Annotated in this window: 22 protein-coding genes; 14 read left to right on the top strand and 8 right to left on the bottom strand. The window is 36.8% G+C overall.

The window, feature by feature from the left end:
* Nucleotides 1–9 precede the first annotated feature (9 nt).
* From IGI52_RS17450 to IGI52_RS17485, 8 genes are read left to right on the top strand one after another with little or no spacing between them, the layout of a single operon-like run.
* Nucleotides 10–750 (top strand): WecB/TagA/CpsF family glycosyltransferase, encoded by a 741-nt coding sequence (locus tag IGI52_RS17450; RefSeq protein ID WP_438781917.1) that lies wholly within the window; start codon nt 10–12, stop codon nt 748–750.
* A 60-nt stretch (nt 751–810) separates the two neighbouring features.
* Nucleotides 811–1,944, top strand: a complete 1,134-nt coding sequence (locus IGI52_RS17455) for a glycosyltransferase family 4 protein (RefSeq protein ID WP_438781918.1) — start codon at nt 811–813, stop codon at nt 1,942–1,944.
* Nucleotides 1,941–3,155, top strand: a complete 1,215-nt coding sequence (locus IGI52_RS17460; RefSeq protein WP_438781919.1) for a glycosyltransferase family 4 protein — start codon at nt 1,941–1,943, stop codon at nt 3,153–3,155. Before IGI52_RS17455 ends, IGI52_RS17460 begins: the two co-directional genes overlap by 4 nt.
* A gap of 1 nt (nt 3,156) precedes the next feature.
* Nucleotides 3,157–4,224: a glycosyltransferase family 4 protein gene (locus tag IGI52_RS17465; RefSeq protein ID WP_438781920.1), complete on the top strand. Its 1,068-nt coding sequence runs from the start codon at nt 3,157–3,159 to the stop codon at nt 4,222–4,224.
* Between the two features lie 39 nt (nt 4,225–4,263).
* Nucleotides 4,264–5,469, top strand: a complete 1,206-nt coding sequence (locus IGI52_RS17470) for a hypothetical protein (protein ID WP_438781921.1) — start codon at nt 4,264–4,266, stop codon at nt 5,467–5,469.
* 1 nt (nt 5,470) lies between these two features.
* A complete protein-coding gene (locus tag IGI52_RS17475; protein WP_438781922.1) occupies nt 5,471–7,009 on the top strand; it encodes a hypothetical protein in 1,539 nt (512 codons plus the stop codon).
* A 50-nt stretch (nt 7,010–7,059) separates the two neighbouring features.
* A complete protein-coding gene (locus IGI52_RS17480; RefSeq protein WP_438781923.1) occupies nt 7,060–8,226 on the top strand; it encodes a nucleotide sugar dehydrogenase in 1,167 nt (388 codons plus the stop codon).
* Nucleotides 8,227–8,264: 38 nt separating this feature from the next.
* Entirely contained in the window at nt 8,265–9,218 is a 954-nt protein-coding gene (locus IGI52_RS17485) for an LCP family glycopolymer transferase (protein ID WP_438781924.1), read from the top strand.
* A gap of 418 nt (nt 9,219–9,636) precedes the next feature.
* Here the strand turns inward: IGI52_RS17485 and IGI52_RS17490 are convergent, their stop codons facing one another.
* From IGI52_RS17490 to IGI52_RS17525, 8 genes are all read right to left on the bottom strand, one after another.
* Entirely contained in the window at nt 9,637–10,977 is a 1,341-nt protein-coding gene (locus tag IGI52_RS17490) for an ISL3 family transposase (protein ID WP_438780108.1), read from the bottom strand.
* Complete coding sequence (locus IGI52_RS17495) at nt 10,946–11,392, bottom strand: transposase family protein (RefSeq protein WP_438780107.1); 447 nt, start codon at nt 11,390–11,392, stop codon at nt 10,946–10,948. Before IGI52_RS17495 ends, IGI52_RS17490 begins: the two co-directional genes overlap by 32 nt.
* Before the next feature lie 169 nt (nt 11,393–11,561).
* Nucleotides 11,562–13,121: an IS66 family transposase gene (tnpC, locus tag IGI52_RS17500; protein WP_438781925.1), complete on the bottom strand. Its 1,560-nt coding sequence runs from the start codon at nt 13,119–13,121 to the stop codon at nt 11,562–11,564.
* A gap of 99 nt (nt 13,122–13,220) precedes the next feature.
* A complete protein-coding gene (gene tnpB / locus IGI52_RS17505; protein WP_216411126.1) occupies nt 13,221–13,577 on the bottom strand; it encodes an IS66 family insertion sequence element accessory protein TnpB in 357 nt (118 codons plus the stop codon).
* The gene (locus tag IGI52_RS17510) at nt 13,549–13,755 is read right to left on the bottom strand and encodes a hypothetical protein (RefSeq protein ID WP_270791438.1); all 207 of its coding nucleotides are present in this window, start codon (nt 13,753–13,755) and stop codon (nt 13,549–13,551) included. The genes tnpB (IGI52_RS17505) and IGI52_RS17510 overlap by 29 nt, the downstream gene beginning before the upstream one ends.
* A gap of 219 nt (nt 13,756–13,974) precedes the next feature.
* The gene (gene tnpC, locus IGI52_RS17515) at nt 13,975–15,534 is read right to left on the bottom strand and encodes an IS66 family transposase (RefSeq protein ID WP_438780295.1); all 1,560 of its coding nucleotides are present in this window, start codon (nt 15,532–15,534) and stop codon (nt 13,975–13,977) included.
* 99 nt (nt 15,535–15,633) lie between these two features.
* Nucleotides 15,634–15,990: an IS66 family insertion sequence element accessory protein TnpB gene (gene tnpB, locus IGI52_RS17520; RefSeq protein ID WP_216411126.1), complete on the bottom strand. Its 357-nt coding sequence runs from the start codon at nt 15,988–15,990 to the stop codon at nt 15,634–15,636.
* Nucleotides 15,962–16,168 carry a hypothetical protein gene (locus IGI52_RS17525; protein ID WP_270791438.1) on the bottom strand — a complete coding sequence of 69 codons (207 nt, stop codon included), beginning with the start codon at nt 16,166–16,168 and terminating at the stop codon, nt 15,962–15,964. Before IGI52_RS17525 ends, tnpB (IGI52_RS17520) begins: the two co-directional genes overlap by 29 nt.
* A 70-nt stretch (nt 16,169–16,238) precedes the next feature.
* Here IGI52_RS17525 and IGI52_RS17530 point away from each other — a divergent pair, with 70 nt between their 5' ends.
* The 6 genes from IGI52_RS17530 to IGI52_RS17555 are packed head-to-tail and all read left to right on the top strand — an operon-like array spanning nt 16,239 to nt 20,740.
* A complete protein-coding gene (locus tag IGI52_RS17530) occupies nt 16,239–16,823 on the top strand; it encodes a hypothetical protein (RefSeq protein WP_438781926.1) in 585 nt (194 codons plus the stop codon).
* Nucleotides 16,824–16,848: 25 nt separating this feature from the next.
* Nucleotides 16,849–17,499 carry a class D sortase gene (locus tag IGI52_RS17535; RefSeq protein WP_438781927.1) on the top strand — a complete coding sequence of 217 codons (651 nt, stop codon included), beginning with the start codon at nt 16,849–16,851 and terminating at the stop codon, nt 17,497–17,499.
* 45 nt (nt 17,500–17,544) lie between these two features.
* Nucleotides 17,545–18,390, top strand: coding sequence for a hypothetical protein (locus IGI52_RS17540; protein WP_438781928.1), 846 nt, complete (start codon nt 17,545–17,547; stop codon nt 18,388–18,390).
* 14 nt (nt 18,391–18,404) lie between these two features.
* Nucleotides 18,405–19,184, top strand: coding sequence for a YveK family protein (locus tag IGI52_RS17545; RefSeq protein WP_438781929.1), 780 nt, complete (start codon nt 18,405–18,407; stop codon nt 19,182–19,184).
* Nucleotides 19,185–19,218: 34 nt separating this feature from the next.
* Nucleotides 19,219–19,968 carry a CpsD/CapB family tyrosine-protein kinase gene (locus IGI52_RS17550; RefSeq protein WP_438781930.1) on the top strand — a complete coding sequence of 250 codons (750 nt, stop codon included), beginning with the start codon at nt 19,219–19,221 and terminating at the stop codon, nt 19,966–19,968.
* 7 nt (nt 19,969–19,975) lie between these two features.
* Nucleotides 19,976–20,740 (top strand): tyrosine-protein phosphatase, encoded by a 765-nt coding sequence (locus IGI52_RS17555; protein WP_438781931.1) that lies wholly within the window; start codon nt 19,976–19,978, stop codon nt 20,738–20,740.
* The last annotated feature ends 106 nt before the right edge of the window (nt 20,741–20,846 follow it).

The following is a 20,846-nucleotide window of genomic DNA, read 5'->3' on the forward strand; positions in this document are numbered from 1 at the left end:
GAGGAAGCAATGTCAAAACTAGAAATTTTAAATATGCGTGTTGATAATCTTACATTGGAAGAATCCATTGATGAAATTAAAAAATTAGTAAAGAAAAAGAATCCTTCATATCTGGTTACGCCGAACGTAGACCATGTTGTTTTACTAGAAAAAGATAATTACTTCAAAGAAATATATCAATATGCTGATCTAGTTTTAACGGATGGTAAACCGTTAATTTGGATTTCAAGATTAAGAAAAAAACCAATTGTTGAAAAAGTATCCGGTTCAGATTTATTTCCAGAAGTATGCAAAATGGCTTCTAAAGAAGGCTTTTCGATTTTCATTTTAGGCGCAGCTGAAGGGGTTGCAGAAAAAGCAAAAAAAAAATTATGTTCAAAATATCCAGGATTATTAATTGTTGGAACGAATTCTCCTCCACATAATTTTGAAAATGATCCCTTAGAAGTAAAAAACGTTATTCAAAATATTAAGGATAAAAAACCTGATATATTAGCAGTTTCTTTAGGATCTCCAAAAGGAGAAAAATTTATCTATACACATTTAGCAGAGATAAATGTTCCATTGTGCATGTCAATTGGTGCAACTATTGATTTCGAAGCAGGTAATATTAGACGAGCTCCAAAATGGATTTCGAATATAGGATTTGAGTGGCTATATCGCGTTTTCAAGGAACCTAAAAGACTTGCAAAAAGGTACATTAATGATTTTTTTGCGATTATTCCAATTATCATAAAATATCGTAATTAAAAAGAATGGTAGTGTCCAGTGTAGTTTTATGGAAAATAACAATTAGATTTGAGGAATAAAATGAAAATTTTGATAGATTTGACCTCTCTTGCGGATAACTTATCAGGTATTGAACGATACGCTGGTTCTATTGCGTATCAGATGGTTACGCAATTCGAAGAAGAGTATGTACTTATATTTAAAGAAAAAGTTTATCATACTTTTGAAATATTTAAAGAAAATACTAATGTAGAAATGATTGTTATTCCAAGATGTCGTAAAATTTTTTTTAATCAAATAAAATTACCTTTAGAAATAAGAAGACACAAATGTGATTGGTACCTATTTATGGCTTTTCCTGTACCAATCATACTTTTCAAAAAAAATATGATATCTACAATTCATGATATTTGTTGTTGGGATTGTCCAGAAACAATGACATTTTTAAGTAAGTGGTATTTTCGAATTTCTCACAGAGTAGCTATAAGAAAATGCACATCAATAATTACTATTTCGGAATTTTCGAAACAAAGAATCGTCGAAAAGTTAAATTATCCAGAATCTAAAATAGTGATAGTTTATTGTGGTGTTGATGGAAATTTTGACAGTTTTAAATCAAAAAGTCGAGACAATAATTTTGTAAAACAGAAATATAAATTACCAGAAAAATTCTTTTTAACCTTATCCACTTTAGAACCTCGAAAAAATCTTACATTACTTTTAGAAGCTTATAATGATCTTAGAACTAAAAAGGAAATTAAGATTCCTTTGGTTCTTGCTGGTAGAAAAGGGTGGAAAGTTGATGATTTACTTGAGAAGGTTAATAGAGATACTAGGGATAATCTCTATTTTACAGGTTTTATAGACGACAAAGATTTACAATATGTGTATCAAAATGCAGAGTGTTTTGTTTTTCCTTCGAAATATGAAGGGTTTGGAATGCCTCCATTAGAAGCAATGGCATGTGGAACAACTGTTATATCGTCAGATTCTACATCTTTACCAGAGGTTCTAGGGGAAGCAGCTTTCTATTTCAAAAATGAGAGTAAAAAGGATTTAGAGCAATGCTTGAAAGAAGTTCAAAAATTGGATAGTTATGAGAAGAAGAGACGGGAAGATCAGGGGATTATGAACACAAGAAAGTATTCATGGTCAAAAGAGGCGTATAAGTTATATCAATACCTTGATAAGAAGAGGGGAAAATCGATAAGGTGAAAATACTGATAGTAAATTCATTCTATTATCCAGAAGTTATTGGTGGGGGAGAATATAGTGTTAAAAAATTAGCAGAAGGTTTGGTCAAAAGAAATCACGACGTACTTGTAATTACCGCAGGGAATCAAAATAAAACTGAATATATCGAAAATGTGAGAGTAAAGAGATTGAAATTGAAGTCATTTTATCATTCATATGGAAAAGTTAAAAAAAATCTTTTTACAATGATTGGTCATAGAATTTTAGACATTTATAATCCCTTCAACGCCACCATTTTTTCAAAAGAAATTGAACAATTTAAACCTGATATTATTCATACTAATGGGATTTATGAAATATCTTCTTCAATTTGGTTTGTAGCCAAAAAAAAAGGAGTTCCTATAATACATACTGCTAGAGATTATAATCTAGTAAATTTAAGAAGCACATTAGAGAAAGATTCTGGTATATTAAATATTGAAGATTTATTTTTTGGTGTTCCTTATCGTTTTATTAATCGACGATTATTACAAGCAATAGACTATGTTACAACTCCTTCACAAGCAATGATGAATAATATGAGAGAGATGAATTTCTTTGTTAACAAAAATAATAGCGTGGTATACAATGCAATAGATTTCGATTCTATTATGGTTTCAAAACAAATAAATAAAAAGAAGAAATCATCACGAGAAGAAGTAACTTTTGTATATTTGGGAGGGCTATATCCACATAAGGGAATTACAGTTCTATTGGAAGCATTTGCGAAAATTGAAAGCACAAAAGCTAGATTAATTTTTGCTGGAAAAGGTGTTGAAGAGGATGCTGTTATGGAAGCTTGTATTAAGGATACTCGAATTAATTATGTAGGTTTTCTCGATGAAACGAAACTTGCTAAGATTCTTGAGCAGTGTGATGTTCTAGTATGCCCTTCAGTATGGGAAGAACCATTTGGGAGGGTGATATTGGATGCATACAAGAATGGTCTTCCAGTTATTGCTAGTCGGGTTGGTGGATTACCAGAAATAGTTAATAATAATGTTACAGGAATATTAGTTGAACCTGGTGATAGTAATGAACTATCTGAAGCAATTAATAAATTTTTAGAAAATGATGCTTTTTATCAACAATGTTTGAATCAATTACTTGATGAACTCAGGAGATTTAGCTTAGATAGGCAACTTGATGTATTTACAAATATTTATAATGATTTATTAAGAAGGAAGGCTTGAAATGAATACTATACTTTATCCAAAGGAAATAAAAGAGAATCCTTATATAACAAACGTTTATAATGCAATTGTTGAATCTGGATACGAAGTATATGATCTATCTGACATTAAGCATAATCGTCAGTTGGCCAAAAAGATTGAAATTATCAATCTAAACTGGTTTGACTCTATAGCGAATGTTAGCCGACCCAAAGCATGTGCTCTACTTATTCGTCAGATATTGCGAGTATATTACTACAAATATTGTGGAATGAAAATAATTTATACATTGCATAATAAGGTAGCTCATGATACAAATTTTCCTAAAATAAATCGGTTTTTAATGAAATTTCTATGCAAAAAAGCTGATAGGATTGCGGTGCTTTGTAGTTATTCAAAAGAAGTTTTGGGGGCCTTTTTAAGCGAAAAAGAAATATCAGATAAGATGCGTATTGTATATCTGCCTGTTTACTCCGAAACAATAAAGGAAACTAACTCCTTTGTTTCGGAATTACCTGATGCGAAAAATGAACTCCATGCTCTTTTTTTTGGAATGATAAGACCGTATAAAAATATTGAAATGTTGATAAGCATTGCTAAGATGTTTAAAAATCAGAATATTCATTTTGTCTTTGCAGGAGAGCCGATGTCAGATGAGTATCGTAAATATATAGAAGAAAAGTGCTCTAATAGTTCTAATATAACAACGATTTTTAGGTTTATTGAAGAAAGTGAAATAAAGACTATTTTTGATTGGGCTGATATCATTTTACTACCATTAGCAAAGAAGAGTGTCCTTAACTCTAGTAGTGCGGTAATGGCCTTTTCCTTAAACCGAACAGTAATCGCTCCAGTAATAGGTACATTAGGTGATTATCCTAGCAGAGATTTATTTATGTATGATTATAGAGATGAGGAAGAGCACCATAAAGAATTCTCAAAGATGTTAGAAATTGTTTTACAAATATGGGAACATGATCCTGATAAACTTAAGGAAATGGGAAGAAGAATTGGCGAATTTTCAAGGGAACATTTTTCACAAGAAAAAACAAAAGAGCGCTATAAAAAATTATATTCAGAATTGGAATAATCAATAGTGTAAAAAGATAAGCAATTTTGGGAGGATAACGTGATTACAAAGCAACTATCAAAACAAAGCCCAACTTTATTGTATGTATTTTTTCTCTTTGGGTATTTTTTTCAGACTTCTAACATACCAGCTCAATATAGATTTTTTAGAATGATAATGCTCTCCCTTTATTTTATTGGGTTTATCATTGGAATACAGAAATTGTTATTTCAACGATGGACAAAAAGAGAATTATTATTATCGATTAGTCTACTTGGATTGGGGTTTGGTACTTTTATTGCAAATCGAAACATTGATTTGACAACAAGTATTGGTTTTTTTAGTATTATCTTTTTAATAGTTTGTTCGAAAAATTTGAATCTAGATAAACTTATAAAAATAGATTTAATCAGTAGGATTATGTTTACAATACTATTGTTTTTCTTGACAAAAATGAATTTGCTAATTAATGTTACGACAGTCAGAGATGATGGGAAAATAAGAGAATCATTTGGGTATGGACACCCCAATAGACTAGGGACAGCGATTTTTTTAATAGTTCTGTATAGTGGTTATCTTAGAAGAAAGAAGCTCAGTGTATTGGATTTATTATTTCAAATATCTATGTTGGTAGCTACTAGTAGTATTACAGATTCTCGTAGTAATCAAGTAGGTATTATTTTAGTGATTTTGTATACAACTTGGCAACTATTGAAAAATAGAATATTTGAGAACAAACTTAGAAGGGTATTAAGTGTAGAAGTTACAGGACTTATTTTTCAAGTTTTAGCGTTTATTCTAATTGTTTTAATTGTTTATCTATGCTTCAACTACGATTATAGTGATCCAAATTATCTTAAACTGAATACTTTTTTAAATTCGCGTATTGAGTTAGGAAAGATGATAATAAACTATTATCATCTTTCTCCTTTTGGAAGGGGAATTCAAACATATACTTGGGAAGAGGTTATGAGATTAGGATTATCAAAGGCATTAGTAAGTGTTGATGTTCTTTATGTATACGTACTTGTAACATTTGGAATTGTTGCGATATTACTTTACATTTTTATTTTGTTAAAAATTATTGATATATCGGCTAAAAAGGACAGCTATTTACTATTTTCAATAATGATTATAATTCTAGTTTCTTGTATTGAGAATCAATATCTAGCAGTTGGATCTAATATTTTTCTACTTCTTTTTTCGAATTACATTTATAAAACATCTGGGAAAGAAAAAATAATTAAGGAGTTAAGCGTGTCATAGAATGCAGTATTTAAACAGAAAAAAAGATGGTAATAAACAGTCTAGTTTAGTATTTAATATGTTATGGTCAATTATTGCAGTCTTAATTACTTTTTTAATTAATATGTTTGTAACCCCCTATGTAACCAATATTTCGGGAGCAGAAGCTTATGGTTTTGTTACACTTGCTAATACGTTAACCTCGTATATTGACGTTATTGCAATAACCATTAATGCATTTGCTGCACGATATATATCCATTGCTTATCATAAGGGGCAATATAAAGAGGCAATAACATACTTTAATTCAGTGTTAGTATCGAACTTGATTCTATCCGGGATATTTCTATTAATTTGTTCAATTTTAATTGGACAATTAGAGAAAGTATTGAAAATATCTTACAATTTGATTTTTGATGTAAAACTACTTTTCATATTTGTATTAGTAAAATACTTATTTTCTATGCTTACAACTGTGTTTTCTGTGGGTACTTTTATTACTAATAGAATTGATTTGTCTGAAAGACAAAAGAGTATGAGTACCTTATTCCAAGGAATTGTTTTATTAATTCTTTTTTCAGTTTTACCTATGCATGTATGGTATGTAGGACTAGCAGGATTGTTAGCAATTTTCTGGCTTTTAATTGCAAATATCCGTTACACCAAAGTATTAACACCAGAGTTAATATTCGATATAAGATTTTTTAATATCGGTTATGTACTTAGGCTAATTTCTTCAGGTATCTGGAACGCTATAAATAATTTGGGAAATGTTTTAAATAATGGGCTAAATCTTTTAATGACTAACTTAATGATAAATGGTACGGCTATGGGACAGGTGTCCATCGGGATAAGTCTAGGCACGATGTTCAATGTTCTATTGGAAGCAATAACGAATTCTTTTAGACCTAAATTATTATTCTTATATGCTAGTGAAGCTAAGGATAGTTTAAAACAGGAATTAATCAAAGCTATGAAATTTTCTGGATCATTATCCAATATTATTGTTGCAGGATATATTTCTTGTGGATATACATTCATGGAATTGTGGGTACCAACACAAAATACTAGATTTGTATATAGTATTGCTGTCATAGTCCTACTAGGTAGTTTAGTAGTTGGTATTGTTAAACCATTATATTATGTCTTTACTATGACAGACAAACTAAAAATACCATGTGCTATTACAATAGTTAGTGGGGTTATTAATGTTTTTTCAATGTACTTTTTGCTCAAGTATACAGACATAGGTGCCTATGCAGTTGTATTAACAACTATGGTTCTTAATTTGGTTCATTTCATTGACACTCCAATTTATGCTGCATATTGTTTGAAAATGAAATTAACCACTTTCTATCCTACAATAATAAGACTCTTTTTATCATGTTTCTTAACTATTATAATAATGTGCTTTTTAGGTAGTTTTTTCTCAACAATTGTTTCGTGGAAATATTTACTAGTAAAATGCTTGATTTGTGGTGGTGCTGGCACAATTACTGCAATGGGCACAACATTTAGTAAAAAAGAATTATCATTATTTTTCTCTGCTATTTTTAGATGAGTAAATCCAAATAGGAGAATATTATTAAAAAATTGTTAGGGGTGTTAGATATGAATATATCTATAATTGGTTTAGGTTATGTCGGTCTTGCAAACACTCTATTGCTTGCGCAAAATGAGTATGTGATGGCATATGATATTGTATCAGAAAAAATAGACATGCTAAAAAGAGATTGCTCTCCCATAGAAGATCAAGAAATCCATTATTTCTTAAGACGAGATGATTTAAATATTGAATTTACTACAAATTTTGATGATACTGTGAATTTTGGTGATTATTTAATTATTGCAACCCCAACTGATTATGATGAAAAGAAAAATTATTTCAATACATCAACAGTAGAAGACGTAATCGAAAAAGCATTAGCAATTCGTCCAGATGCAACGTTTATTATCAAATCAACTGTTCCAGTGGGTTATACTGAAGAATTAAAACATAAGTACAATACTGATAATATTATCTTCTCTCCAGAATTTTTGAGAGAAGGTAAAGCTCTTTATGATAATTTACATCCCTCAAGAATTATTGTTGGTGAATGTTCTGAACGGGGACAAGAAATTGCTGATATGTTTTTAGAAAATGCTCATGATAAAGATGTTTCAGTATTATTGACTCATTCTACCGAAGCAGAAGCGATCAAATTGTTTTCAAATACCTACTTAGCATTACGTGTAGCATATTTTAATGAACTGGATACATATGCTGAATCTAGAGGTTTGAATACAAAACAAATTATTGAAGGCGTTGGACTAGATCCTCGAATTGGAACTCACTACAATAACCCTTCATTCGGTTATGGAGGCTATTGTTTACCAAAAGATACAAAGCAATTGCGCGCAAACTATGAAGATGTACCTAGTAATATCATTGGAGCTATTGTCGAAGCAAATACGACACGCAAAGATTTTATTGCAGAGCAGATTTTGGCGAGGAATCCCCAAGTCGTTGGAATCTATCGTCTAACAATGAAATCGAATTCTGATAATTTCAGATATTCTTCGATTCAAGGGGTAATGAAAAGATTGAAGGCTAAAGGTGTTCAAGTTATCGTATTTGAACCTACCTTAAATGAAGAAGAGTTTTTTCATTCTAAAGTAATAAAAGACTTTGAAGAGTTTAAAAAAATGTCTGATATTATCGTTTCTAATCGTTACGAACCTGAACTCCAAGGGGTTGAAGAAAAAGTTTATACTAGGGATATCTTTGGAAGAGATTAAAAGTATTGTTTCAAAATCAAAAAAAGCGAGTTGATCAAATGTCTGAAAAGAGAAAACGCAAGCGTCAGGGTGTTAAACGAACAAGTCGATCCAAAAAGATTTTCTTAACGTTATTAGGAATCTTACTAGCGATCATTCTTGTAATCGTTGGTGTTGGTGCAAAGATGTATCATGATGTGAAGTCTACGGCAGACGATGCTTATGAGACAGTAAAACGTAGTGGTTCTGAAAAGCGTCAGGTGAATTTGTCTGAGCAAGAACCGTTTAGTGTTTTACTTCTAGGAGTTGACACAGGGGCGCTTGGTCGTACCGAGCAGGGGCGCTCGGATACGATGATGGTGGCGACGGTGAATCCGTCAACGAATGAGTCGTTGTTAGTGAGTTTGCCGCGGGATACGTATGCGGAGATCGTTGGGCATAATACGGAGGATAAGATTAATCATGCGTATGCCTTTGGCGGAGCTGCGATGTCGATGGATACGGTGGAGAAGTTAGTGGATATTCCGATTAATCACTACATCACGATCAATATGGAAGGCATCGAAGCGCTGGTTGATGCAGTTGGCGGGATCGAAGTGGATAATCCTTTTGAGTTTACGTATGAGGGAACGACTTTTCCGAAGGGTTCTCAGGAGCTTGATGGTGAGTTGGCCTTGAAGTATTCGCGGATGCGTTATGATGATCCGAATGGGGATTATGGTCGTCAGGAACGGCAGCGTCAGATTATTACGGGTGTCTCGAAAAAGGTTTTAAGTACGAATGGCTTGACGAATTATCAATCGATTTTAACTACGATGGGCGAAAACGTGAAGACGGATTTGAGTTTTACGGATATGCGGACATTGATGGGTGACTATCGTGCGGCGTTTGGCAATATCAAATCGGATCAAATGAAGGGTGAGGGCTTCATGCAAGATGGGGTTTCTTATCAGCGGATCGATCCAACTGAGTTGAAGCGCGTGCAGGATGAATTGAAGGCGCAATTAAAGTAGAATTGGCAGAGAAATCCAAGATAGGAATATGTTCGGGTATTCTGTTTTGGATTTTTTTACTGGTTGCTATTCGAGTGCAGCATAACTGATAATTTTTTTGTCGTGGTTATGAATTTTTTTGTTTGATAATAAAAAGCTATTTGCAACAGAAATATTTGGCAGGAAAACTTATTTTTTAGAATTTTAGAAAGATACGATTAAGCAACTAACGTTTAATAATATATAAATAGTTTTTGTTTGCATGTATTAATAAATAATTAATTATCTATCTTTTTTACATAGTTAAAACAAAAATATAAAATTTATTGTCTTTTTTATTAATAAAAAGTATACTTGAATCATCGAAAATATTATTTTTGATGATTTTTTTGTTTGCCATTTTTTAGTAAAGTAAGCGTCAGATAGGTTCTTTCCAATTTCATGGGATTCGACGATTTTCCAATGATAAAACTTTTTTTCGTAATAAATTGAAACTGCACCGTCCATACATCTGTTTCTTTATGGTCTTTATCTTATTTACGCTACCTTCAGCTAAACCATTGTTATATTTATGAGTAATCGCATATTTGACTGCTGGGAAATCATTTAAGAGACTACCCACAAACTTTAATAGAGAGACATCATCAAAATTTTCTTTTACAGAAGACATCCAGCTTTTAAAAGACTCTAGATCTTGTTTTTTTAAACAATGACGAAATCTCCAAACTAATTCATAGAGTTGTTTGTATTTTGGATGCTGATTGAAAACTAATTCCAATAACTCACTATCAATGACGGGAACTTTCTCAATCGGTAAATAGAATAGTTTAATTAACCATTTTCGTTCTAATATTTCAATGGATTTCCCTTGATACTCTTCTTTAAAATGTTTATGAAGACGACGTTGCCGGGACATATATCCTCGAATAGCATCTACTGTTCCGGTATATCCTTTTTCAGAAATAATTTGAAAAATCTCTGAGTATGTTTTTCTTTCTTTACGAAGCGCAAGAACTTCTTTGCGATATTTTTCTAATTTACCAGGACGATCGATCCCATATTGTCCGCTGAGAGAAGAAGCATCTTTTCCTAAATATCTTACAATTGTTTGAGGCGTGTATCCTGTAATATCAGTTATTTCGGAAAGGGCAACTCCTTTTTTGGCAAGGGCTCTCACTTCATCAATTTGTTGTTGTTTTTCTTCCATTAGCTCATTATGATGTCGTTCCCAAAATATTGCTTTATCTTCCGGAATTTCCTTCTCCTTCATTTTTATATACTTGGAAATAGTTTTAAGGCCGAAGCCTGTTTTCATTCGAATTTCTTGCTGTGTCATACCGTCGGTATGCAGCCGTTTTACATAAACAATTTTATCTCTTCGTGAAGCATATAGAAGAAAATCTTCAAATTTTTCATATTTTTCATTGGAAATCTCGATTGGAATCCTTGGCGGGAAAGAGTGGCGCATGAATGTTTGAGCGAGTTCACAAAGACGAGCAACCAAATGAAATCTATCGGTGACTTGTATTGCATGAGGGAATGCTTTCTTAATCGCTGCAGAGTATGTACGAGAACCATCACGTGACACCAGCTCAACACATTTGAATTTTTTAAGCCATTCGATCACATCCTCTTTTTCACGAGATTCCAGCAGGTCAACAATTTTCCCAGTTTTGATATCTACCATAATTGTGCCATAACGTTGGCGTTTCTTCAGAGCGAAATCATCAATGCATATTTCAGCTACATCATAATCTACGTGAATTTTTTTTTTGCCCAAGATAATTACATAGACTACTCTTCCTTACTATGATTCCCATTTCTTCAAGGTCTTTAGTCATACCTACAGAACTCCGACTTTCTGCTAAATCAACAATTAGTTTCATCAATCGTGTTGTTTTTCGTGCATTTCGTTCCCTAAAAGGGAACGTCTCAGAAAATGTTTTTTTAGAACAGTCAGGATTTTGACATTTGAATCTTCGTATAAGTAAATTTAAATAGACTGTCTTACTTTGAATCGGTAGATCTTGAATTTTAGTAGTATAAGAATCATGAATATTGGTGGATTTGCAGCGACATGTGGGGCACTTTGCCGAGGTAGAAATGGAAGAAACATCAAAGGTAATTTTCTCTTTTGTTATTTGACAGTCATCAACATGTAAATTAACGTCCAATGATAAAAGTAATTCTTCCAAAGAAATACGCCTCCTTATCATGTAACAGTAACTACCAACAATTAAATTATACTACATTTAGTATATCGAATCCCATGAAATTGGAAAGAACCGTCAGATAGTAAGGTGTATTAAAAGCCCATCAATCCTCCTGTATACTTAAGGATGATTGATGGGCGTGCTTTTTTTATTAATAGTTAGCTTGGCACTTTCTTTGAACTTCCTGATTCCAAGGCAAATAAGCTGCCAGCGCAGGTTTTGTTAAACTTGGCAGGTTGGGGATATTTTCAAATAAATAGATCAGATATTTTCTTGGATCTAAGCCATTTTCTACAGCTGTCCGTAGAATGCTCAGAATGATTCCTGTTGCTTGCGCCCCTTTTTCGCTTTTTGAGAACAACCAGTTTTTTCGACCGATCACCAATTCTTTGATGGCTCGTTCCGCGCGATTGTTCGTGGTTTCTAACCGTCCATCCTCTAAGAAAGTACACAATCCTTCCTTGTACTTTAGCAGATACGCAACGGCTTCTCCCAGTTTTGATCTTGGGAGAACACATAGATTAGATGCCCAAGAAAAGAATTCCTCCACGATGGGTTTGATCCATTGACTGCGCTGTTTTTGACGATCCGTTGGATCTAGATGGCGTAGTTTCTTCTCTTCTTTGAAAAGAAGGTCGCAATAGCGCTCGCCTAATAAGGCGGTGCTATATTTTTTGGGCTGTGAGCCGATCGCTTCATGAAATTTCCGACGAACATGTGCCCAGCAGTAAACATTCTTGATGCCAGCCATTTTTCCATAAGCTGCGTAAGCATCACTATGTAGATAGCCAGTAAAGTGTGTAAGAAAATTCTGAGGGATTTCATGTTTGCGCGATAATTCATGTTGGTAAAGAACAATGGGATAGCTTTCTGCTTTTCCAGAAGTATACAGCCAATAATAGGTCGTGGCTTTTGGAACGTCTAAGACATTGTAGTGCGTCTCATCCGCATGAATGACTTCTTGGTTCTGTAAGGTATCTTTTAATAGTTGATACAGCGGCGACAAGACGTAGTCTGTCGCCAGAAGATGCCAATGTGTAATTTTCTGGCGATCCAATGGAAAGCCAAAGGTTTTCCATTCGTTCTCTTGCCGATAGGCAGGCACTTTCTTGATATATTTTTCAACGATTGTCTGAGCTACCATCGTAGGACTGCCAAAACTATTATTGATCAGAGGTTTTGGTACACGAGCTTTCTTAATTGATGTTGTTCCATTGTCTTTTTCACATGTGCAACACTTGTACGCATGCTGGTGAAATAAATTTTTTTCAATATGAGCAGGAATAAATAGAGGTTCTTCACGGACGACGGTGGAGCCAATTTCAGTCATGTGAGTACCACAGGCATCACAAAGACAGTCTTCGCCCTCCAAATAATAGTGAAGATGGTTTGCGGGTAAGCGGGCAAGCGACAAGGCTTTTTTTCCTTTTGTCTTTTTCCGTCTAAAGCTCTTTACCTCAATCAATTCCTGGCTTTCCTGACCAGTCTGCTCTGGTTCCTTAAAAGGGTCTGTATCAAATAAATTTGTTTGCCCATCGACAGATGGCGTATCTTCTTTTTTTCGTCCATACATCTGACGCTGCATCGCGAATAGCTGTTCTTGAAGGTACTGATTTTGTTCAAGGACGAGTTCAAATTGTTCAGTCATTTCTTGGAGACGCTTCTCCAGTTTCTTGTTATCCAAAAGAAGCTGATTTCCCTTTTTAGTCAATCATTTACACCTCCACGCTTGATATCACCTGTTATTATTATACCATTTCTGACGACAAAAAAGTAGTAGAAATCGCATAAAACCAACGTTTCTACTACTTCAATAGAAGGCACCCTTGGTGCTGGAATGAATGGTTTTCTTCTCTTCGATCGAAAAGCCTATAAGCAGTCGTTTCAATTGCCGAACATCTAATTTCTTCATTTCTGAAGAGTTTTTCGGCCATTGAAGCCGACCATTTTCAAATCGTTTGTACAATAATAAAAAGCCATCACCTTCCCAGTAAAGTGCCTTGAAGCGGTCTGGTTTTGAGCCACAAAACAGAAAGAGCGAGTGATCGAAAACATCGAGTTGATATGTTTCTGTGACAAAGGCCGCAAGTCCATCGATTCCTTTTCGAAGATCGGTTTTCCCACAAACGATAAAGATATTAGGTACGTGAGTGAAGTCGAGAAGCATGGATGCTCAACTCCTTCATGATCGTTGCCAAAATATATTTGTCCGTTCCATTGTAGATGTAAGCTTCAGCTTGTCCCAATTTCACTCGAGCCGCGAGTTTTGATTTCGCTGGAGCAGTTGGCGACATCGGTGGATTTCGATCCACGATCTGAATAGGTACGATCTCTTTTTTCTCCATAGTATGCCTCCTGTAAGTTGATACAGTAAGTTTAACAGTCGGCGAAGGAGAAAACGAGACACCCTACTATGTGACGTTTACTTAGTAAAGGAGGTATGTAGATGAAGAAAATTGTAAGTGGGTTCATTGGTAAGCGGTAAGCGTCAGATAGTAAGGTGTATTAAAAGCCCATCAATCCTCCTGTATACTTAAGGATGATTGATGGGCGTGCTTTTTTTATTAATAGTTAGCTTGGCACTTTCTTTGAACTTCCTGATTCCAAGGCAAATAAGCTGCCAGCGCAGGTTTTGTTAAACTTGGCAGGTTGGGGATATTTTCAAATAAATAGATCAGATATTTTCTTGGATCTAAGCCATTTTCTACAGCTGTCCGTAGAATGCTCAGAATGATTCCTGTTGCTTGCGCCCCTTTTTCGCTTTTTGAGAACAACCAGTTTTTTCGACCGATCACCAATTCTTTGATGGCTCGTTCCGCGCGATTGTTCGTGGTTTCTAACCGTCCATCCTCTAAGAAAGTACACAATCCTTCCTTGTACTTTAGCAGATACGCAACGGCTTCTCCCAGTTTTGATCTTGGGAGAACACATAGATTAGATGCCCAAGAAAAGAATTCCTCCACGATGGGTTTGATCCATTGACTGCGCTGTTTTTGACGATCCGTTGGATCTAGATGGCGTAGTTTCTTCTCTTCTTTGAAAAGAAGGTCGCAATAGCGCTCGCCTAATAAGGCGGTGCTATATTTTTTGGGCTGTGAGCCGATCGCTTCATGAAATTTCCGACGAACATGTGCCCAGCAGTAAACATTCTTGATGCCAGCCATTTTTCCATAAGCTGCGTAAGCATCACTATGTAGATAGCCAGTAAAGTGTGTAAGAAAATTCTGAGGGATTTCATGTTTGCGCGATAATTCATGTTGGTAAAGAACAATGGGATAGCTTTCTGCTTTTCCAGAAGTATACAGCCAATAATAGGTCGTGGCTTTTGGAACGTCTAAGACATTGTAGTGCGTCTCATCCGCATGAATGACTTCTTGGTTCTGTAAGGTATCTTTTAATAGTTGATACAGCGGCGACAAGACGTAGTCTGTCGCCAGAAGATGCCAATGTGTAATTTTCTGGCGATCCAATGGAAAGCCAAAGGTTTTCCATTCGTTCTCTTGCCGATAGGCAGGCACTTTCTTGATATATTTTTCAACGATTGTCTGAGCTACCATCGTAGGACTGCCAAAACTATTATTGATCAGAGGTTTTGGTACACGAGCTTTCTTAATTGATGTTGTTCCATTGTCTTTTTCACATGTGCAACACTTGTACGCATGCTGGTGAAATAAATTTTTTTCAATATGAGCAGGAATAAATAGAGGTTCTTCACGGACGACGGTGGAGCCAATTTCAGTCATGTGAGTACCACAGGCATCACAAAGACAGTCTTCGCCCTCCAAATAATAGTGAAGATGGTTTGCGGGTAAGTGGGCAAGCGACAAGGCTTTTTTTCCTTTTGTCTTTTTCCGTCTAAAGCTCTTTACCTCAATCAATTCCTGGCTTTCCTGACCAGTCTGCTCTGGTTCCTTAAAAGGGTCTGTATCAAATAAATTTGTTTGCCCATCGACAGATGGCGTATCTTCTTTTTTTCGTCCATACATCTGACGCTGCATCGCGAATAGCTGTTCTTGAAGGTACTGATTTTGTTCAAGGACGAGTTCAAATTGTTCAGTCATTTCTTGGAGACGCTTCTCCAGTTTCTTGTTATCCAAAAGAAGCTGATTTCCCTTTTTAGTCAATCATTTACACCTCCACGCTTGATATCACCTGTTATTATTATACCATTTCTGACGACAAAAAAGTAGTAGAAATCGCATAAAACCAACGTTTCTACTACTTCAATAGAAGGCACCCTTGGTGCTGGAATGAATGGTTTTCTTCTCTTCGATCGAAAAGCCTATAAGCAGTCGTTTCAATTGCCGAACATCTAATTTCTTCATTTCTGAAGAGTTTTTCGGCCATTGAAGCCGACCATTTTCAAATCGTTTGTACAATAATAAAAAGCCATCACCTTCCCAGTAAAGTGCCTTGAAGCGGTCTGGTTTTGAGCCACAAAACAGAAAGAGCGAGTGATCGAAAACATCGAGTTGATATGTTTCTGTGACAAAGGCCGCAAGTCCATCGATTCCTTTTCGAAGATCGGTTTTCCCACAAACGATAAAGATATTAGGTACGTGAGTGAAGTCGAGAAGCATGGATGCTCAACTCCTTCATGATCGTTGCCAAAATATATTTGTCCGTTCCATTGTAGATGTAAGCTTCAGCTTGTCCCAATTTCACTCGAGCCGCGAGTTTTGATTTCGCTGGAGCAGTTGGCGACATCGGTGGATTTCGATCCACGATCTGAATAGGTACGATCTCTTTTTTCTCCATAGTATGCCTCCTGTAAGTTGATACAGTAAGTTTAACAGTCGGCGAAGGAGAAAACGAGACACCCTACTATGTGACGTTTACGTTCATTGCACTCATTGCGGTGATTTTGTTTGTTGGGCCTAGTGCGCAAGCAGACGGTGCGATCACTGCGGATGAGCAAAGAATTTTGTCGGAGCTGGACAAGGGTGTGACTGTAGGTGGAAAGACCTTCAGCATTGGCGCCTCTGAGCGTGCACAAGCAGAGAACTTCTTGAAGCAGAATGATGTGTCTGCGGATAAGGTGAATGTTGTGGTTGAACAGATTCAGCGTGCGCGGGCATTAGTTGAAGCTTCTGGTCTTGATGTGTCGAACATCAATTCGATCGAAGCGTTGATTAAGGCATTGCCATTGAACACGAAGAATCAATTGAAGGATATAATCACCAAAGCGGCGAATACCCTTGGGTTGACAATTACCTTCTATCCTGGAGGCTATTCGATTACTCAGCCGGGTGCTAGTTCAGCTGGTGCAACAAGTTCCGGCAGCACCGTTTATACATCAGGTGGTGCGGTGAAGCAGACAGGTATGACGTACTTGTCTAGCGCGATTTCCTTTGCAAGCTTACTACTCGTTGCAGCAGGTGCATTTGTAGTGGGACGTAAAAAGTTTGCCTAGGTCTTCAAGCTTGAAGAGGGTTGGAGTGACATTAGTCGCTCCAATCATCTTTCTGGTTATCGGCTATTCTTTGATCTGTGTAGTAGGAAAACCTGTTATACAATTTGTGACGTCTTCTATCCAACTGTTTTTATTAACGGACACCCCTAACTTTGAGACTACGAAACAGTCGTTTACGGCTGTGGACAATAAAAAGATCGCAACGAATGCGAAAAATGAACTGCCATCGAGTAAGATTGATTATCCGGTAGGCGGGCAGCTATATGGGAAAGTGAAGATAGAAAAACTGCAATTGAATGTTCCTTTATATTTTGGAGATACCGAAGAAATTTTGCGTGAAGGCGCGGGACAATTTATGGGTTCCGTTTATCCTGGGGAACTGGGAACATCGTTGATCGGCGGACACAACGTTGATGACTTTGGAAAACTGGGTGCGGCGCAGGTTGGCGATGAGATTACTCTTCAAACAACCTACGGAAATTATGTTTATCGCATCAATCAAATTGAAGTACGAGATAAAAAGGATAAAGAGATCAATGACATGATCTATCAACGAAACGATCGGCGGATCATTCTTTATACCTGTTATCCAATCGATAGCTTGGGATTAACCAACGAACGGTTATTTGCCATCGGAGAATTTGTCTCTGGGCCGATGATCAATGGCAATGAGTAATAAACAAAAAGTAAACGAGCGCAGAACGAGGAGGAAGCAACGACAATGAATCATATGAAACGAAATATTCCCCGATGGATTTTAGCTTTTATCGGGTCCTTGCTTCTTTTTGCGGCGTTGGCCTTGGTTTGCATCCGCATGACGCTGTTCAATCAAGATTTTATGATCCAACAGGTTCGTCGGACGGGCTATGTTGAGACGATCAGAAAGGACATGACGGAAAGTATTCAAGACTTAGGTCGGGGGAGTAATATTCCGCCTGAAGTCTTGGCGGATGTTGTTCCGAAAGAGGCGGTTTCGTCGAATGTTGAGAATTATATTCGGAGTATTTATCAGGAGGTCCCTTTTGAACTTCAGGGGGAGGAGCTGATTAAAGAAAATATTCTCAAAAATGTTGACCAGTATGCGGAACAGAAGAATTACACGATCGATGACGCGACACGCACGAATTTGAATAATTTAGCAGAGAGTGCAACAAAGAATTATTCTTCCTATATTGAGATTCCATATTTGCTGGAATATGGGAAGAAGGTCATGAGCTTTCGTTCTTCGTTGAACCTGATTTTGATTTTGGTGGCAGTCGCCGCATTGTTTATTTTTCTAGGATTAATCATGATGGTAAAAATGAAGCATCAGCGCATGCGTTGGAGCAGCATTGTATTTTTTGGAGCAGGGCTAATGCTAATCGTCTTGCCAGCAGCGATTTATTTTAGCGGTGTGATTAATCGTTTAGGGATTATGTCTGAAGGCTTGTATCGTTTTGTAACGCAATATATTACAGCGTTTGATCTGAGTTTTGTTTTTGCGGGACTGGGTTCGACGGTTCTGGCGATTCTACTGGTGCTTATCAGTGAGCGGTTTCGTCATAAGAAAATACTTAAGGTTCGTTAGTGAGGGGAAAAGTGATGGAAGAGACAATCAGCATAGTAGAATTAATTCAAATTTTAAAAAAGAAGGCACTATTGATCATCATGACCACGATCGCGGGGATTGGACTGGCGGCTGGGGTCACCTTTTTCATGCTCACTCCGATTTATGATTCAGCGGCGCAGCTGATCGTGCAAAATAAGCAGGCCGAGGGAACTAATCTACAAAATGATATCAATGGCAATTTGATGCTAATCAATACATACAAGGATATGATCAAGGGAGATATCGTGATCGATGCGGTTCAAAAGGAGCTGCAAAAGGAATACCAGTATACCTATAGTAATAGCGAATTAAAAGAAATCATCGAGGTGGAACAAGCGCAAAATTCTCAAATGTTCCGCATTATCGCAAAATCTCCTGAGCCGCGAAAGGCAGCGACGATCGCTAACGTGACAGCGGGTATTTTCCAGAAAAAGGCGGAGGATGTACTGGAGGTCAGCAAGGTAACGATTACTTCAAAAGGCGTCGTTCCATCAAAAGCGATCTTTCCTAATAACAAACTGAATCTACTGATCGGTGCAGTCATCGGGATGATGCTTGGTGTCGGATTGGCATTCTTGATCGAATTGTTCGATAAAACGGTCAAAGATGATCGTTTTATTGCTGAATCATTAGGTTTGCCAATTCTGGGGCAGGTATCTGAAATCAGTAAAAAGGATCTGTTCGAAAATCGTGGTGTGATTGTAAAAACATCAGAAGAGACTCAGAGAAAGGGTGCTCGGACAGTCAATTCACGCAAACGCAAGCGTGTGTAAGAAATGATAATTGAGAACTAGGAGAAGATAGTAGATGGCGAAAAGAAAACAGATGATCAATCCGGTTGATTTGATTGCTTCAATCAACCCTTTTTCTACAGCAGCAGAGCAATACCGTAAAATTCGAACCAATATCGAGTTTTCTTCAGCGGACAAAAAAATTAAATCATTGGTCATTACTTCGTCAGGTCCCTCAGAAGGAAAATCGACGACGGCGGCCAATTTAGCGATCGTTTTTGCCAATACGGGAAGTCGTGTGCTGCTGGTAGATGCAGACTTACGACGGCCGAGTGTGGCGTTGAGCTTTAAGGTTCCTAATGTGAATGGCTTGAGTAATTACTTGACTGAAGGCAATTCATCCAGCGGAAGCTTTCATAAAGAGAGCACCTATCTGACACAGGGGAGCACGGCGCTTGATAATCGGTTGATTGAAACTAGTACAGAGAATTTGTATATCATGCCAAGCGGCCCGACTCCGCCGAATCCTTCTGAGCTGTTGCGTTCACAAAAGATGCAGGATCTGGTAGAGGTGTTGGAGGAATCCTTTGATTTAGTGATTTTTGATATGCCGCCGGTGGTGACGGTGACGGATGCACAGATTTTATCTGCTTATGTGGATGGGACGATCCTAGTGATTCGGGAACGAGCGACCAAGAAGCAAGCGGTGTTGGAAGCGAAAAAAATGCTAGACATGGTTCAGGCGAAAATCATCGGAGTCATTTACAACGGGAAGAAACAAGGCGACGACTCCTACTATTATTACGGAACGGAAGGAACTAAGTGAGCAATAAATGATCGATCTACATAGTCATGTCTTGCCTGGGGTGGATGATGGCGCGCAAAACTTAGAGGATAGCTTGGAAATGGTCCGCAAGGCGATCAGTCAGGGAATCACTCATCTGATGTGTACGCCCCATCACAACAATGGAAAATATCACAATCCAGCAGACAAGATCATTCAACAGGTGGAAGCTTTACAAAAAGAAATTGACCAGCGGGGATTGAAGCTGACCTTGCTGGAAGGGCAAGAGGTTCGATTAACGGAATATCTCCTGATGGAAATCGAACGTGGAGAACTTTTATTTACGGATTTAGATGATACCTATTTATTGGTGGAACTGCCGACAAATGAGGTTCCGTTATATGCGGAGGAAGTCTTTTATCATTTATTGAAGCAAGGACACGTTCCGGTAATTGTTCATCCTGAAAGGAACACCGTTTTTCGCAGAGAACCCAATCGCTTGCTGCCATTTCTTGAAATGGGTGTGCTGACACAACTGACGGCCCCAAGTATCGTAGGTGTCTTCGGGGATGAGATCCAGCGAACAGCCAAGCAAATGCTGGAGCACCAGATGCTGTATATGGTTGCTTCTGATGCTCACAGTTTGCGGCATCGGAACTTTTACATGAAGGAAGCCTACAAGGTGATTCAAAAAGTTGGCGGGAAAAAGATGGTGGCGGACATGCAGCAAATGGCTAGGGATTTGGTGAATGGTGATCCAGTCGTGCGGCCGAAGTATCAAGCGATAAAGGAAACACGGTTCAAGCTTTTTTAACTGGAATTATCCCAACTCGATAGTATTGAGAAATTGAGACTGTGATTGATAAAGTACATCACGGTCTTTTTTTAATAACTTTCTTTAAGCTTTTCTTGTGACCTTC

The sequence above is a fragment of the Enterococcus sp. DIV0187 genome, assembly GCF_051713785.1.
Taxonomy (GTDB): Bacteria; Bacillota; Bacilli; order Lactobacillales; family Enterococcaceae; genus Enterococcus_A; species Enterococcus_A avium.